This is a genomic window from Bradyrhizobium yuanmingense, assembly GCF_029167105.1.
Classification (GTDB): domain Bacteria; phylum Pseudomonadota; class Alphaproteobacteria; order Rhizobiales; family Xanthobacteraceae; genus Bradyrhizobium; species Bradyrhizobium yuanmingense_A.
This window is the reverse complement of the sequence record NZ_JARFML010000009.1, coordinates 79369-94343: the sequence shown is the minus strand read 5'-3', so window position 1 is coordinate 94343 and position 14975 is coordinate 79369. Positions and strand designations below refer to the sequence as shown.

Annotated in this window: 18 protein-coding genes; 13 read left to right on the top strand and 5 right to left on the bottom strand. The window is 64.9% G+C overall.

Annotated elements, in window-relative coordinates; genetic code table 11:
* Positions 1-187 precede the first annotated feature (187 nt).
* From P0R31_RS13870 to adhP, 3 genes are all read left to right on the top strand, one after another.
* Positions 188-577 carry a DUF4189 domain-containing protein gene (locus tag P0R31_RS13870; protein ID WP_275514554.1) on the top strand — a complete coding sequence of 130 codons (390 nt, stop codon included), beginning with the start codon at positions 188-190 and terminating at the stop codon, positions 575-577.
* A 159-nt stretch (positions 578-736) separates the two neighbouring features.
* Positions 737-1147 (top strand): DUF2000 family protein, encoded by a 411-nt coding sequence (locus P0R31_RS13865; RefSeq protein WP_275514553.1) that lies wholly within the window; start codon positions 737-739, stop codon positions 1145-1147.
* 139 nt (positions 1148-1286) lie between these two features.
* Entirely contained in the window at positions 1287-2312 is a 1026-nt protein-coding gene (gene adhP / locus P0R31_RS13860; protein ID WP_275514552.1) for an alcohol dehydrogenase AdhP, read from the top strand.
* Positions 2313-2321: 9 nt separating this feature from the next.
* Here adhP and P0R31_RS13855 read toward each other — a convergent pair whose 3' ends face one another.
* The 3 genes from P0R31_RS13855 to P0R31_RS13845 are packed head-to-tail and all read right to left on the bottom strand — an operon-like array spanning position 2322 to position 3544.
* Positions 2322-2735 carry a GFA family protein gene (locus P0R31_RS13855; protein WP_275514551.1) on the bottom strand — a complete coding sequence of 138 codons (414 nt, stop codon included), beginning with the start codon at positions 2733-2735 and terminating at the stop codon, positions 2322-2324.
* A 15-nt stretch (positions 2736-2750) separates the two neighbouring features.
* Positions 2751-3212: an SRPBCC family protein gene (locus P0R31_RS13850; RefSeq protein WP_275514550.1), complete on the bottom strand. Its 462-nt coding sequence runs from the start codon at positions 3210-3212 to the stop codon at positions 2751-2753.
* Entirely contained in the window at positions 3209-3544 is a 336-nt protein-coding gene (locus P0R31_RS13845) for an ArsR/SmtB family transcription factor (protein WP_275514549.1), read from the bottom strand. Before P0R31_RS13845 ends, P0R31_RS13850 begins: the two co-directional genes overlap by 4 nt.
* Before the next feature lie 107 nt (positions 3545-3651).
* Here P0R31_RS13845 and P0R31_RS13840 point away from each other — a divergent pair, with 107 nt between their 5' ends.
* From P0R31_RS13840 to P0R31_RS13815, 6 genes are all read left to right on the top strand, one after another.
* Positions 3652-4347: a TetR/AcrR family transcriptional regulator gene (locus P0R31_RS13840; RefSeq protein ID WP_275514548.1), complete on the top strand. Its 696-nt coding sequence runs from the start codon at positions 3652-3654 to the stop codon at positions 4345-4347.
* Positions 4344-5147 carry an HlyD family secretion protein gene (locus P0R31_RS13835; protein ID WP_275514547.1) on the top strand — a complete coding sequence of 268 codons (804 nt, stop codon included), beginning with the start codon at positions 4344-4346 and terminating at the stop codon, positions 5145-5147. Before P0R31_RS13840 ends, P0R31_RS13835 begins: the two co-directional genes overlap by 4 nt.
* Complete coding sequence (locus P0R31_RS13830) at positions 5144-6076, top strand: ABC transporter ATP-binding protein (protein ID WP_036027774.1); 933 nt, start codon at positions 5144-5146, stop codon at positions 6074-6076. The genes P0R31_RS13835 and P0R31_RS13830 overlap by 4 nt, the downstream gene beginning before the upstream one ends.
* Positions 6073-7236, top strand: a complete 1164-nt coding sequence (locus P0R31_RS13825) for an ABC transporter permease (RefSeq protein WP_275514546.1) — start codon at positions 6073-6075, stop codon at positions 7234-7236. Before P0R31_RS13830 ends, P0R31_RS13825 begins: the two co-directional genes overlap by 4 nt.
* A gap of 108 nt (positions 7237-7344) precedes the next feature.
* A complete protein-coding gene (locus tag P0R31_RS13820; RefSeq protein WP_275514690.1) occupies positions 7345-8652 on the top strand; it encodes an adenylate/guanylate cyclase domain-containing protein in 1308 nt (435 codons plus the stop codon).
* Positions 8653-8804: 152 nt separating this feature from the next.
* Entirely contained in the window at positions 8805-9719 is a 915-nt protein-coding gene (locus tag P0R31_RS13815; RefSeq protein WP_275514545.1) for a PhzF family phenazine biosynthesis protein, read from the top strand.
* A 126-nt stretch (positions 9720-9845) separates the two neighbouring features.
* Here P0R31_RS13815 and P0R31_RS13810 read toward each other — a convergent pair whose 3' ends face one another.
* Together P0R31_RS13810 and P0R31_RS13805 are read right to left on the bottom strand one after the other, a co-directional pair.
* Positions 9846-10307 carry a DUF488 family protein gene (locus P0R31_RS13810; RefSeq protein ID WP_275514544.1) on the bottom strand — a complete coding sequence of 154 codons (462 nt, stop codon included), beginning with the start codon at positions 10305-10307 and terminating at the stop codon, positions 9846-9848.
* 6 nt (positions 10308-10313) lie between these two features.
* Positions 10314-11150 carry a DUF72 domain-containing protein gene (locus tag P0R31_RS13805; RefSeq protein WP_275514543.1) on the bottom strand — a complete coding sequence of 279 codons (837 nt, stop codon included), beginning with the start codon at positions 11148-11150 and terminating at the stop codon, positions 10314-10316.
* Positions 11151-11248: 98 nt separating this feature from the next.
* Between P0R31_RS13805 and P0R31_RS13800 the strand changes: the two genes are divergently transcribed.
* The 4 genes from P0R31_RS13800 (at position 11249) to P0R31_RS13785 (ending at position 14847) form a co-directional block, all read left to right on the top strand.
* On the top strand, positions 11249-11629 hold the full coding sequence (locus P0R31_RS13800) for a hypothetical protein (RefSeq protein WP_275514542.1): 381 nt from the start codon (positions 11249-11251) through the stop codon (positions 11627-11629).
* Positions 11630-11765: 136 nt separating this feature from the next.
* On the top strand, positions 11766-11969 hold the full coding sequence (locus tag P0R31_RS13795) for a hypothetical protein (RefSeq protein ID WP_275514541.1): 204 nt from the start codon (positions 11766-11768) through the stop codon (positions 11967-11969).
* Between the two features lie 241 nt (positions 11970-12210).
* Positions 12211-13338 carry a glycosyltransferase family 2 protein gene (locus P0R31_RS13790; protein ID WP_275514540.1) on the top strand — a complete coding sequence of 376 codons (1128 nt, stop codon included), beginning with the start codon at positions 12211-12213 and terminating at the stop codon, positions 13336-13338.
* Positions 13339-13344: 6 nt separating this feature from the next.
* Positions 13345-14847: a glycosyltransferase family 39 protein gene (locus tag P0R31_RS13785; protein ID WP_275514689.1), complete on the top strand. Its 1503-nt coding sequence runs from the start codon at positions 13345-13347 to the stop codon at positions 14845-14847.
* Positions 14848-14975: the final 128 nt, after the last annotated feature.

The window sequence follows — 14975 nt, the reverse complement described above, 5'->3', positions numbered from 1 at the left end:
TAGCCGAAGGCGTAATCCGCCGCTGTGTTTCTCCGCGGAAACAAAAAGAGGCGGATTACGCTTCGCTGATCCGCCCTACGGGACTGCGGCATCCTCCAAGCCTGCCGATTTCAACCACCCGTTCACCATCTGGAAACGACCGCCGCTTAGAGTTGCCGCCACCTGCCTTGGGGGTGAGGGGTTTTTCATGGCTTCGAACATCGTCGCGCGCCGTTGCGCGATGTTTTTCCTTGCGCTGTCCGTCTTTGCATCCGGCGCCCGCTATATGACAGAAGCCCATGCCGCCGGCGCTTTTGCGGTCGGCAAGTGCGGCGCTTATGGCCAGGCCTATGATTATGGCCACGAGCACGAGGCCCGCGCCGCCGCGCAGAAGCAGTGCAAGGGCGATTGCACCACCTTGACGATGAAGCGCGCCTGTGCCGCGATGTCGGTCGATATGACAAATCCCTGCGGCGCCTATGGCTATGCCGTCAAGCCGAAGATTTCCGCCTCGCTCAATGCCGCCACGCGTGAATGCTACAAATATGGCGGCAAGGAATGCGTGATCCGCGCCTGGGCCTGCGACGCCAAGGGCTGATTTTTCGACCATTGAATTTCTCTTGCTGTCATTCCGGGGCGATGCGTAGCATCGAGCCCGGAATCCATAACCACTATCGGGAGTATGGATTCTCAGGTGCGCAATTGCGCACCATAGCTCGCGCCAAGCGGCGCGCCGGAATGACAATCGAGGAAACACATGCAGTTCGACACCAAGATCGCCGTCGTGATCCGTACCGATCTTCAAGCCTGGCAGAAGCTGAACGTCGCGTCATTTCTCACCAGCGGCATCGCCGCGGCTTTTCCGGATTGCATCGGCGATGCCTATGAAGACGCCTCAGGCACGAAATATCATGCACTGATTGGCCAGCCGATCCTGATCTATGGCGCCGACGGTCCTGCATTGTCGCGCGCGCTGGACCGCGCGCTCACCCGCAACGTCAAAGCGGCGGTCTATACCGAGGACATGTTCAAGACGACGCACGACGCCGCCAACCGCGAGGCGGTGAGGGCGGTTGCGCGTGGCGACCTCAATCTCGTCGGTATTGCGATGCGCGCCGAGCGGAAGGTGATTGACAAGATCGTCGACGGTCTCAAGTTCCATAGCTGACAGATCGAGAGCACCGCGCGGCGTCATCGGGGTGTCATGATGGACCTGCCCTTGCGCAAACTTTGTGCTGTTTGACTCCCGTCAAAGGTGCGCCGGGCGGCGTCGCTATTCTGCTTCACAAAGCACAAGGAGCAGACCGATGCCGACCATGAAAGCCGCAATCGTCAAGCAATTCGGCAAGCCGCTGGTTATCGAGGACGTGCCGGTGCCGCAGCCCGGTCCGGGCGAGGTTCTGGTCAAGGTCAAGGCCTGCGGCGTCTGTCACACCGATCTGCATGCCGCCTCCGGCGATTGGCCGGTGAAGCCGGTGCCGCCCTTCATCCCCGGCCATGAAGCCGCCGGCATCGTCGCCGCGCTCGGACCTGGCGTGAAGAATCTGAAAGTTGGCGATGCCGTCGGCGTCGCCTGGCTGCATGACGCCTGCATGTCGTGCGAATATTGCGAGACCGGCTGGGAGACGCTGTGCGAGCACCAGCACAACACCGGCTACAGCGTGAACGGCGGCTTTGCCGAATATGTCATCGCCTCGGCCGCGTTCGCCGCCAAGCTGCCGGCGACGATCGATTTCGCGGCCATCGCGCCGATCCTCTGCGCCGGGGTCACCACCTACAAGGGATTGAAGGAAACCGAGGCAAAGCCCGGCGAGTGGGTCGTGATCTCCGGTATCGGCGGGCTCGGCCATGTCGCGATCCAGTACGCCAAGGCGATGGGGCTGAAGGTCGTCGGCATCGACATCGCCGAAGACAAGCTTGAGCTCGCTCGCGAGACCGGCGCCGATCTCGCCGTGAACGCGCTTGCGGCCGGTGCGGTGGACAAGGTGCTGGCGGCGACCGGAGGCGGCGCCCACGGCGTGCTGGTGACGGCTGTCTCGACGCCGGCCTTCGCGCAGGCGCTCAAGATGGTGCGCCGCAAGGGCACCGTCAGCCTGGTCGGCCTGCCGCCGGGCGAATTCCCGACACCGATCTTCGACGTCGTGCTCAAGCGCATCACCGTGCGCGGCTCGATCGTCGGCACCCGGCGCGACCTCGACGAAGCCATCGCCTTCGCGGCGGACGGCAAGGTCAAGTCCGAGGTGACGAAGGTGCCGCTGGCGCAAATCAACGACGTCTTCGACCGCATGAAGGCCGGCAAGATCGACGGCCGCATGGTGCTCGATTTCGGCTAGACCCGGGCCTCATCCAGGCGGCATGCCTTCGAACTTGACCAGGCTGGGATCGAGAGGATCCCACTCGTGGCCGCGCGCGGCGAAGGTCACCGCCTGCGGCTTGTAGCGGGCAGGTTCATCAAGGCTCGCAGCGCGGATCGTGAAAACGTCGGGCTGTGCCGCGAAGGTCATGTAGACGGCGACGCCGCACTGCGGACAGAAGCCGCGCGTCTTCACCTTGCTGTTGTCGGCGACCATGTCCCAGTGCTTGGCATCGCCCGTCAGCGTGACACCGGCGCGCGCGAAGGTCGCGTACGAGCCATGGCCGCTGCCGCTTTCCCGCTGGCAGTCCCGGCATTGGCAGTGATTGCTGAAGAGGGGCTCCCCTTCGATCGAATAGCGGATCGCGCCGCAGGCGCAGCCGCCGGTATAGGGCTTCTCCATCGCGATATCTCCCGCTCAACCTTCGCCGCTGATCTCGTCGAGCTTGCGAACGACCTGCTTCCAGCCGCCGCTCATTACCGTGTAGGCCGACTCGTTTCTGGGCAGGACGAAGCCCGCATGGACGAGGCGGATCCGGGTGCCGGCTTCGACCGGGGTGAGGGACCAGGTCACGACGGTGTCGAGCGGGGCGCCATAGCCGGTGTTGCGCTCGTCGCCGCCTTTCCAGCCGTAGACGAGGCGGCGATGCGGCACGACCTCCAGAACCCGGCAATGGATCACGCCGTCCCAGTTTCCGCCCGGCGTGGTCTGGAAGGTGAAGGCCTTGCCTTCGACGGCTTCGAAGCCGGTCGGCTGCATCAGCCAGCGCCCGATCAGCTGCGCGCTGGTCAACGCCTTCCAGATCGTCTGGGCTGTGTGAGGGAAGACCTCGTCGATGACGATGTCTCTTGTGTCGGCTTTCAAGGCGGCAGCACTCACGGGTCGATCTCCTTCAAGAGGTCACGCAGGTTCTGGAAACGCTCGCGCCAGAAGACGCCGTAATGGTCCATCCAGGTGACCAGCGGCGCGAGTCCCTGCGGCGCGGCGCGGTAATAGACGTTGCGGCCCTCGGCCCGCTCGGCGACGAGGCCCGCCTGTTTCAACGACTTCAGGTGCTGCGAAATCGCGCCCTGGGTCACGCCGCTGCCGCGCGTCAGGTCGGCGACGCTGATTTCCTTGCTCTCGAACACACGCTCGAACACGGCGCGGCGGGTCGGATCGGCAAGGGCGCGCATCACGGTGGTGACGGGGTTTGGAGCGGCTTCAATCATGAGCTCAAATTAGCGGGCGCTAATGCATTAGTCAATACTAATTCGTCTGGGCAATTGCGCTGCCTTGGTAACTTGACAATGACTGACTAGTCAGTCATACATTCCAAATGACGAAGAAGCCAACCAAAGCCGCCTCGCCCTCTGCGGCTCCCACCCTTGCGGACGGCCCTGCGGCTGCAGCCCCCGATGCCCCGCCTGCCTCGAACCGCGCCTCGCGCGCGGCGGAGCGGCGTGCGGCGATCGTGGAGGCGGCGATGGAGGAGTTCATCGCGCGCGGCTTTGCCGCCACCAGGCTCGACGACATCGCCAAGCGCGCCGGCGTCGCCAAGGGCACGATCTACCTGCACTTCAAGGACAAGGAATCGATGTTCGAGGAGCTGGTGCGCATCGTCATCGTTCCCGTGGTCGCACGGCTGACCACGCTGCCGCCGCCGGCGGGCTCGGTGCGCGACCTCATCGAGACGTTCGCCGGCAACTTCCTGAAGGAGGTGATCGGCACGCGGCGCGGCGATCTGGTGCGTCTGATCGTGGCGGAGGGTCCGCGCTTTCCGTCGGTCGCCGACTTCTACTATCGCGAGGTGGTCTCGCGGGGGATCTCCGCCATGCGCGCGCTGATCGAGCTCGGCATCGCCCGCGGCGAGATCCGGCAGAAGGATCTCGCGCGCTATCCGCAGATCCTGGTGGCGCCCGCGATGATCGCCGTGATCTGGCAGAGCCTGTTTGCGCGGCATGCGCCGCTCGACGCGCAGGAGATGCTGCGCGTTCATCTCGATTTGATTTTTGGCGAACGGAGGACGACATGAGGTCGTCGCAAGCAATTTCTGTCTTGGCATTGCTCGCTGTGCTCGCAACCGGGCTTGCCGGGTGCAACGAGAAGCGCGATCCCGGCTTCCAGGGCTGGGTCGAGGCCGACATGATCTTCGTCAGCCCGGACGAAGCCGGGCGCGTCACCAAGCTCAACGTCCGCGAAGGCGACGAGGTCAAGGTCGGCGATCACCTCTATTCCGTCGATGACGATCTCCAGCTTGCCGACCTCAACCAACAGAAGGCGACTCTTGCAAACGCGCAGCAGACCTATGACCGTGCGGCCTCGCTGAACAAGACCGGTTCGGGCACGCAGGCCAATCTCGATTCCGCCGTGTCCGCCTTGCGCGTCGCGGAGGCGCGGGTGGCGACCGCCGAGACGCGGATGGCGCGGCGCAAGGGCTTTGCGCCCGTCGCCGGCACGATCCAGCAGATCTATTTCCGCGAAGGCGAGATGGTGGCGGCGCAGCGGCCGGTGCTCTCGATCATGCCGCCCGGCAACATGAAGCTGCGTTTCTTCGTGCCGCAGACCGAGTTGCCGAAGCTCGCGATCGGCGACACGGTGCGTGTCTCCTGCGACAATTGCGCCGCCGACCTCACCGCCAAGATCTATTTCATCGCGACCTCGGCCGAATACACGCCGCCCGTCATCTACAGCCTCGAAGAGCGCAACAAGCTGGTCTATCTGATCCAGGCGCGACCCTCGCGGCCCGATGCCTTGCGCGTCGGACAGCCGATCGACGTCCACCTCAATCCCAAAACTTCTGAGACCAAGACACCGGTGGCGGACAAGCGATGAGCAACGGCAACGGCATCGCAATCGACGTCAAGGGCCTGACCAAGTCATTCGGCGGCCGCGAGGTCGTGCACGATCTGTCGATGCAGGTGAAGCGCGGCTCGATCTACGGCTTCCTCGGTCCCAACGGCTCGGGCAAGACCACCACCATCCGCATCCTGTGCGGTCTGCTCACGCCCGACAGCGGCGAGGGCACCTGCCTCGGCTACGACATCCGCCGCGATGCCGAGAAGATCAAGCGCCAGGTCGGCTACATGACCCAGCGCTTCAGCCTGTACCAGGACCTCTCGGTGCGCGAGAACCTCGAATTCGTGGCGCGGCTCTATGGTCTCGCTGACGCGCGCGGCGCCGCACGCGACATGATCAAGCGGCTCGGGCTCTCGGGGCGCGAGGAGCAGCTTGCCGGCGAGCTCTCCGGCGGCTGGAAGCAGCGGCTGGCGCTCGGGGCTTGCACGCTGCCCAATCCACAATTGCTGCTGCTGGACGAGCCGACCGCCGGCGTCGATCCCAAGGCGCGGCGCGATTTCTGGAACGAGATCCATGCGCTCGCGGCCGAGGGTCTCACGGTGCTGGTCTCGACCCATTACATGGACGAGGCCGAGCGCTGCCACGAGATCGCCTACATCGCCTACGGTTACCTGCTGGCGCACGGCACGGTGGAGGAGGTCATCGCGAAATCCGCGCTGACGACCTACACCGTCACGGGCGACGACTTGAACGAGCTCGGCGCCGCGCTCACAGGCAAGCCCGGCATCGACATGGTGGCGCCGTTCGGCACTTCGCTGCATGTTTCCGGCCGCGACGTCCCGGCGCTCGAAGCCAGCATCGCGCCCTGGCGCGAGAGAGGCGGCCTGCACTGGCAGAAGTCCAAGCCCTCACTCGAAGACGTGTTCATCGAGCTGATGGGACGTTCCAAGGACAATTTCCAATGAGCGCGGTAGAACATCCCGCACCACGGCGCGAAATCCGCGAGCGTTTCGGATTCCTGCGGCGCTCCTACGCGATGCTGATCAAGGAGTTCATCCAGCTGAGGCGCGATCGCGTCTCGTTCGCGATGATCGTGATGCTGCCGGTGATGCAGCTGATGCTGTTCGGCTATGCCATCAACACCACGCCGCGTCATCTGCCGAGCGCGGTGCTGCTCCAGGAGGATTCCGATCTCGCCCGCTCGGTGCTGAAGGCGCTGGAGAACACCAAATATTTCCGCTTCCTCTACGAGGTTCACGACGTCGACGATTTCGACAACCTCCTGAAGTCCGGCAAGGTGCTGTTCGGGGTCGAGATCCCGCGCGGCTTCGAGCGGGCGGTGCGGCGCGGCGACAGGCCGGCGCTGCTGGTCGCGGCCGACGCCACCGATCCGGTCGCCGCAAGCGCTGCGCTCGGCTCGCTCGGCATGATCGTGCAGACCGCGCTCGCGCACGATCTCTATATTGGCGAGCCCCCGGAGATGCCGTTCGAGATCCGCGCCCACGCCCGCTACAATCCGGCCGCGAATTCCAGCCTCAATATCGTGCCAGGCCTCGTCGGCACCATCCTCACCATGACCATGCTGATCTTCACCGCGCTCTCGGTCACGCGCGAGGTCGAACGCGGCACCATGGAGAGCCTGTTGTCGATGCCGATCAAGCCGGTCGAGGTAATGTTCGGCAAGATCATCCCCTACGTGCTGGTCGGCTTCGTCCAGGCCTTCCTGATCATCAGCATCGGCGTCGGCCTGTTCGGCGTGCCCGTGCTCGGCAATCTCGTCCTGCTGGCGCTGCTGTCGACGCTGTTCATCACCACCAATCTGGCGGTCGGCTACACCATCTCGACGCTGGTGCAGAACCAGCTCCAGGCCATGCAGATGTCGATGATGTTCTTCCTGCCGAGCATTCTGCTCTCCGGATTCATGTTCCCGTTCGCAGGCATGCCGGCCTGGGCGCAATATCTCGGCGAATGCCTGCCGCTGACCCATTATTTACGGATCGTCCGCGCCATCATGCTGAAGGGCGCGACCATGCAGAATTTGCATTTCGACGCGCTGGCGCTGGCGGCCCTGATGCTGCTCGCCATGACCGTCGCCGTAACGCGCTTCCGCCGCACGCTGGATTGAGGCAAACTGTCCTCGATGTCATTCCGGGGCGCGCGAAGCGCGAACCCGGAATCTCGAGATTCCGGGTTCGATGCTGTCGCATCGCCCCGGAATGACCTTGGGGGGATGATGGCCAAGTTTGCGAGCAGGAAAGCGCGGCAGCATGCCGCCTTGTCGGAGGATTTCGAGCGCGAGCTGACGCGGGAGGTGCTGCGCACCGAGCTGCTGCGGGTGCGAGCGCTGATCGCGACCGGCTGCGTCATGACGCTGTTCCTCACCGCGATGTATTTGATCGCCCCCGCCGTGGTGGACCGGGTCTGGCGCGGCACCGAAGGGCTCGCCGTAGTCTACGGCCTGCTCGTCGGATTCATTTTGTTCGAGGTCTGGGTCCACACCCAGATCAGGAAGAACCTCCGCCTCGATCGCGACGTGCCGATGGTCAGGCGCTATATCGGCACGCTGATCGAGACGTCGCTGCCAACCGTGATCCTCATCCTGCAGATCCGGAGCATGGGCGCGACCCAGGCCCTCGGTTTCGTCGTGCCGCTGATGTATTTCATTTTCGTCATCCTCTCGACGCTGCGGCTCGATTTCTGGCTCTCGACCTTTACCGGCTTCGTCGCTGCAGCCGAGCTGCTCGCGGTCGCACTGGTCTACGATCCCTCGAGCAGCATCGGCGAGCCCCAGCTCTATTTTCACGCGGTGCGCGGCACCATCATCCTGATCTGCGGCGTGCTCGCCGGCGCCGTCGGTGCGCAATTGCGGCGGCAGTTCGCCGCGAGCATCGCGGCCGCCACCGCGCGCGACCGGGTCACCAATCTGTTCGGCCAGCACGTCTCGCCGCAGGTGGTGGAGCGGCTGATGACAGCGGGAACGCGCGCAAGCGGCGACGTTCGTCGCGTCGCGGTGATGTTCGTCGATTTCCGCGGCTTCACGGCCGGCGCGCAGTCGCGCACGCCGCAGGAGGTGGTCGACCGGCTCGACGGCGCCTTCGCCGTCCTGGTCGACATTCTCGACCGCCAGGGCGGCATCGTGAACAAGTTTCTCGGCGACGGTTTTCTCGCGTTGTTCGGCGCGCCGCTGGAGGCATCCGACGCCGCGCATCGCGCGGTCGCCGCCGGCCGCGAGATGCTCCGGGCAATGAACCGCATCAACGCAGAGACGAGCTGGCCGCTGCGGATCGGCATCGGCATCCATTTCGGCGAGGTTGTCGCCGGCAATATCGGCTCGCCCCGGCGCAAGGAATACACCGTCATCGGCGACACCGTGAACTTCGCCTCGCGGCTCGAGGCGCTGAACAAGGATTTCGGCTCGCAGCTCCTGATCTCCGCATCCGTGCGCGAGGCGCTGGGAGCCGACGGCAGCGACGCCGTCGCGCTCGGCGAGGTCGAGGTGCGCGGCTACGAGCGGAAAGTACCGGTGTTTCAGCTGGGGTAACTGCATCACACATCGGCGCGCGCAGTTCTCTTTCATCCAAGCGATTGCTCCGATTGCTCCGAATTTTGGGGCATGACGAGCGATGTTTTCGGCTTGTAGAGTGCTGCGCGATGCGGCCGGCGCGCGGCCGCGACTTGCATGGGGAAGTGACGATGCAGCGCCGCTACATCACCGTCGACGTGTTCACCGACCGCGCCTTCGGCGGCAACCAGCTCGCCGTGGTGCTCGATGCCGGCGGACTCTCGACGCAGCAGATGCAGGCGATCGCCACCGAGTTCAATTATTCCGAGACCACTTTCGTGCTGCCGCCGCGCGATAAGGCCAACGACGCCGAGGTGCGCATCTTCACGCCGGTGCAGGAGATCGCCTTTGCGGGCCATCCCAATGTCGGCACCGCCTTCGTGCTGGCCTCGATGGCGAAAGAGCCGAAGCCGCGCCTGCTGTTCGAGGAGAAGGCCGGATTGGTTCCGGTCGAGATCGTGCGAGAGCAGGGCCGGGTGATCAGAACCGAGCTCACCGCGCCGCAGCCGCTGCAGCGGCTCTCAAGGCTGTCGGCAGCAGAGGCCGCGAGCTGCATCTCGCTCGTTGCCGACGACGTCAAGACAGGCAATCACGAGCCTGAGATCGTCACCGTCGGAAACGCGTTTCTGGTGATGGAGCTGCATTCGCGCGAGGCGCTGAAGCGGGCCAGGCCCGATGCCGCGGCCTTTGGCAAGGTCTTGCCGCGCGATGGTGCCCGCTCGGTGTGGTTCTATACGCGCGACGTGCCGGCGACGGAGGCGCCTTGCGAGCGACAGGCGCGCATGTTCATGCGCGGTGCCAGCGGTCTCGTCGAAGATCCCGCCACCGGCAGCGCCACGGTTGCCGCCGCCGCGCTGTTCGCCGATCTCGATCCCGCGCGCGACGGCGAGCTCAAGCTCGCAGTCGGCCAGGGCTTTGACATGGGTCGTCCGAGCATCCTCTCGACGCGCGTGCGCAAGCAGGACGGCAAGATCGTATCCGCTCACGTCGGCGGCGCTTGCGTAGAGATGATGGAGGGGACGTTCCGGCTGGCGGGGGAGGGCTGAGCTCTTTCAGCTCGTCATTCCGGGGCAGCGCGAAGCGCTGAGCCCGGAATCCATCGGGCCGCAGTGTTGGTGGCGAAATGGATTCCGGGCTCGCGACTTCGTCGCGCCCCGGAATGACGGGTGTGGCTACACCTGCCGCCCCGCCAAATTCTTCACCGTAACCCCATCGCGCTCCTCGATGATTTCCGCGATCATCTGGCGGTGGCAGTGGGTGTGGTCGCGCTCGTAGCACAGCAGGCAAACCGGGCCGGCCTTTTTCACCAGCGCCGAAAGCTCGTCCATCTCTTCTTTCGCCTGCGGCGTCTTCAGGTGCTTGGAGAAGATCTTTTCCAGCACGTCGTATTGACCGCTGCGGGCGGCGAGGCGGCCTTCCTTCGGCGTGCCGAGCGCGGCGAGATGGACATAGCCGATGCCGCGCTCGTCGAGGCCCGCCGAAAGCTGCTTCTTGGAAAAGCCTGGCCGGCGCGACGACGTCACCGCGCGCACGTCGACCACGAGCTTGACGCCGGCCTGTTCCAGCTCGTCCAGCACGGCCTTCGGCGGTGTCTGCTCATAGCCGATGGTGAACAGCTTCTTCGCCTTTGCCATGTGGCCTCAACTCACCCGCGCAATCAGTTCCATGGCGCCGTGCGGTGCGCGCACCTTGCCCTCGTGGATGACATAGGCGAACACGTCGCGCGGCTCCTTCTTCGGCTTCGTCTTGTCAACCTTCGGGAGGTCGTCGGGTTCACCGCCCGAAGCCCAGTCCTGGAAGCGCTCGGCCCACGCGTCGAGCTGCTTCGGCGGATAGCAGGTCTTGATCTCGTCATTGCCCTTCTGCAGCCGCGCATAGACGAAATCGCCGGCGACATCTGCGATGGCGGGATATTTGCCGTGCTCGGCGAACACGACCGGCGTCTCGAACTCGCGGATCAGCGCCACGAAGTCGGGCGTGCAGAAGCTGTCGTGGCGCACTTCAACGACGTGGCGCAGCGCGCGCCCCTCGAGCTTGCGCGGCAGCAGCTCCAGGAACTTGCCGAAATCGGCACCATCGAACTTCTTCGTCGGCGCAAACTGCCACAGCACCGGCCCGAGATGATCGCCGAGTTCCAGCACGCCGGAATCGTAGAACCGCTTGATGGAATCGCCGGCCTCCGCGAGCACGCGGCGGTTGGTCGCGAAGCGCGGTCCCTTCACCGAGAACACGAAGCCCTCAGGCACCTCGCTCGCCCATTTGCGAAAGCTCTCCGGCTTCTGCGAGCCGTAATAGGTGCCGTTGATCTCGATCGAGGTCAGCTTGGAGGCGGCATAGGACAGCTCCTTCGCCTGCGCGAGCTTCTCCGGATAGAACACGCCGCGCCACGGCTCGAAGGTCCAGCCGCCGATACCGATGTAGATATTGCCGGATTTTTTGGACGCAGTTTTTGCTTTGGCCACGGGAGGATCTCGCATCGACGGGGAGGGATCACATCCTAATCAAACCAGATGTGATTGGCCAGTTGGCCGGTCCGGTCTAAGCTCGCGACGGGCCCGCGAAGAAGGAGAACAAGATGCGGATGCTGCTGGTGGGGGGCGCACTCGTCATGATGACATCTGCTGCCATGACAAGTTCTGCCGTGGCGGATGACGACGACACGAAGGGCGCGCAGAAGCTCGCCCAGCAGGGCCGTGACGACTACTGGCATTGCCTGGCGCGGGAATATTCGCGCGAGTCCAATCGGGGCCTGTCGGAGCAGGATTTCGGCCGCTCGGTTGCGGGCGCCTGTCCGTCGGAGCGGCAATATTACCGGGTCACGCTGCTCGACTATCTCACCACGCAATATCCTGACATCGATGCCGGCGCTCATCTCGCCACCGCGAACAGAGCGGTGGAGGCGGCGCAGAAGGACATCGTGATGGCCTTCGTCAAGCACCGGCCGCCCCAGAAGTAGGGGAGTGGCGAATGGCGAATAGCGAATAGGGCGAGAAGGCAGGCCATGCTCATTCGCCATTCGCGATTCGCGCTGGGCCTTCCGGCCGCGCGCGCATCCGTGGTATCAGTGGGGCCGGTCTGGAGCAGGAACTTGCATGTCGTCTGAGTCGGTGGGTGGCATTCTTGGGGCGATCGTCGCGGCAGCCGTCCTTGCGGTTGCCGTCGTGTTCGGGCCGATCGGCCAGTACGGCAAGCCGCCCAAGCCGGCGAAGGCCGAGCCGGCTCCTGCGGCGGCGCCCGCAGCCCCGGTCGCGCCCGCGCCGCGCGGGCCGGTCATCCGGGAGGTGCCCAACCAATAGGGTTTGAAAATCGGATTTCCGCCCCCTTGCGGAACGCTTTTGCCATTCCCATCTAGCTTGTAACGGCGACGTTGAGCGTAAAGACCTCCGTCGCTGGGACGACCTTGGAATAGCTTAAGGCTTGCGCCGGATGTACGCGCGGCCCGCCGTTCCGGGGTCGTTGGCATTTTAGGCCCCTTTTCGGCCATTCCCCAGAACCCCGGCTTGGCAGCGCAGGATGCGGCGGATATACGCTGCCGTCATGAACGAAGCGATCAGACCGGGCATCGACAACCAGGCCCACGAGGGGCCGGAACTGTCGGTCATCGTCCCGACCTTCAACGAGCGCGACAACGTCACCGTGCTGTACCGGCGTCTCGACGCGACGCTCGCCAACGTCGTCTGGGAGGTCGTGTTCGTCGACGACAATTCGCCCGACGGCACCTGGGACGTCGTGCGCGAGCTGGCGCAGCGCGACAGCCGCGTGCGCTGCGTCCGCCGCATCGGCCGCCGCGGCCTGTCGGGCGCCTGCATCGAGGGCATCCTTGCCTCCAGCGCGCCCTACGTGGCCGTGATCGATGCCGACCTCCAGCACGATGAGACACAGCTGCCCAAGATGCTGCTCTTGCTCGCGAGCGATCAGGCCGACCTCGTCGTCGGCAGCCGCTACATCGAGGGCTACAAGAGCGAAGGCTTCAACAAGCAGCGTGCCGGCGCCAGCGCGCTCGCGACCGAGGTTGCCAAGAAGATGCTGCGGGTAGAGATTGCCGATCCCATGAGCGGCTTCTTCATGATCCGCCGCGACCGCTTCGAGCAGCTCGCACCGAAGCTCTCCGTGCACGGCTTCAAGATCCTGCTCGACATCGTTGCGACCGCGCATGGCAGCTTGCGGGCGGTCGAGATTCCCTACACTTTCGGCGCCCGCCAGCACGGCGAGAGCAAGCTCGATTCCATGGTCGCGCTCGACTTCCTCGGCCTCGTCTTCGCCAAGCTGACCAACGACATCGTCTCGCTGCGCTTCATCCTGTTCGCGATGGTCGGCGGCATCGGCCTCGTCGTGCACCTGACCACGCTGTTCATCGGACTTCAGCTGTTCAAGGCGCCGTTCGCGGAAGCGCAGGCCGCCGGCGCCATCGTCGCCATGACCAGCAACTTCATCCTCAACAACTTCCTCACCTATCGCGACCAGCGACTGAAGGGCTTTGCGCTGCTGCGCGGCCTGATCGCCTTCTACATCGTGTGCAGCGTCGGCCTGCTCGCCAATGTCGGCGTCGCCTTCTCGGTCTACGACCAGGAGCCGATCTGGTGGCTGGCCGGCCTGGCCGGCGCGTTGATGGGCGTGGTGTGGAACTACGCGATGTCCGGACTGTTCGTCTGGCGCAAGAAATAGCGCGTGATGGGCGGGGCCGATGCGCGGATCGTCCGCAACACCGCGCTGCTGATTGTCGCGCTGGTGGGATTGCGGCTCGTCGCAGCCGCCTTCACGCCGATCACGTTCGACGAAGCCTATTACTGGATGTGGTCGAAGAGCCTCGCCGGGGGCTATTACGACCACCCGCCCATGGTCGCCTATGTGATCCGCGCCGGCACCATGATCGCGGGCGATACCGAGCTCGGCGTCCGCCTCGTCTCGATCCTGCTGGCGCTGCCGATGAGCTATGCGGTCCATCGCTCCGCGGCGATCCTGTTCGGCGGGGTACGCGTGGCCGCGACCAGTGCCATCCTGCTCAACGCGACACTGCTGGCCTCCGTCGGCACGCTGATCGTCACGCCCGATGCGCCGCTGCTAGTCGCCTCGAGCTTCGTGCTGTTCTTCCTCGCCAAGGTGCTGGAGACGGGACGGGGCGCCTGGTGGCTCGCGGTCGGGGTGGCGGTCGGCGCGGCGCTGCTGTCGAAATACACCGCGATGTTCTTCGGGCTGGCGATTCTGATCTGGCTTGCGTGGGTACCGAAACTCCGGCGCTGGTTTCTCTCGCCCTGGCCCTATCTCGGCGGTCTCGTCGCCCTGGCGCTGTTCTCGCCGGTGATCCTCTGGAATGCGGATCATCAATGGGTCTCGTTCGCAAAGCAGCTCGGCCGCGCCAGGATCGAGGACTTCCGCCCCGTCTTCATCGCCGAGCTGGTCCCGACCCAGATCGCGTTCGCAACGCCGCTGGTCTTCATCCTCGGCGCGATGGGCCTGCACGCGCTGACCTGGCAGCGCGCCGGCGCGCTGGCCTCGCGCGTGTTGATCGAGACGATGTTCTGGACCATCGTCGTCTATTTCGTCTGGCATTCGCTGCATGCGCGCGTCGAGGCCAACTGGTTCGCGCCGGTGTATCCGCCGTTCGTCATTGCCGCGGCCGCCGCTGCCAATCTTGCGCAATGGAAGCCGCGGCAGCGGCGCCTCGTCGACGTCTGCCTGCGCTGGGCCGCGCCGGTGGGCATCGTCATGTTTGCAGCCTTGATCGTGCAGGCCAATACCGGCTGGTTGTCCGGATATCGCCGCGATGCCACCGTGCGCAGCGTCGGTGTCGGTTGGCGCGAGCTCGCCGCCGAGATCGAAGCGGTGCGCGCGCGCAGTGGCGCCACCTGTGTGCTGGCGCAGGATTACGGCACCACGAGCTGGCTCGCATTCTATCTGCCGCGCGGCACCTGCGTCGCGCAGCAGAATCAGCGCATCCGCTGGGTCAACATGGCCGAACCCGATCCCAAGCTGCTCGCCGGCAAGCTGCTCTATGTCGACGAGCTGCGCGCCGACGGTCATCCCGCCCTCAATGCTCTCTTTGCAAAGGTGACGCAGGTGGCGCAATTGCAGCGCAAGCGCGGGCCGCTCCTGATCGAGACCTACGGCATCGACCTGCTGGAAGGCGCCAAAGGCGAAGTGCTGGACCGCTCGCCGCCGCCGGAAGCGCGGTAGGGACCTCACACTCCGCCGTCGTCCCCGCGAAGGCGGGGACCCATACTCCCAGGGAGAAGCTTAACGAAGATTGTTCGTGGGCGGTTCTTCAGTCGGTACGGCCACCTGCGCTCATCGATAGATCACGC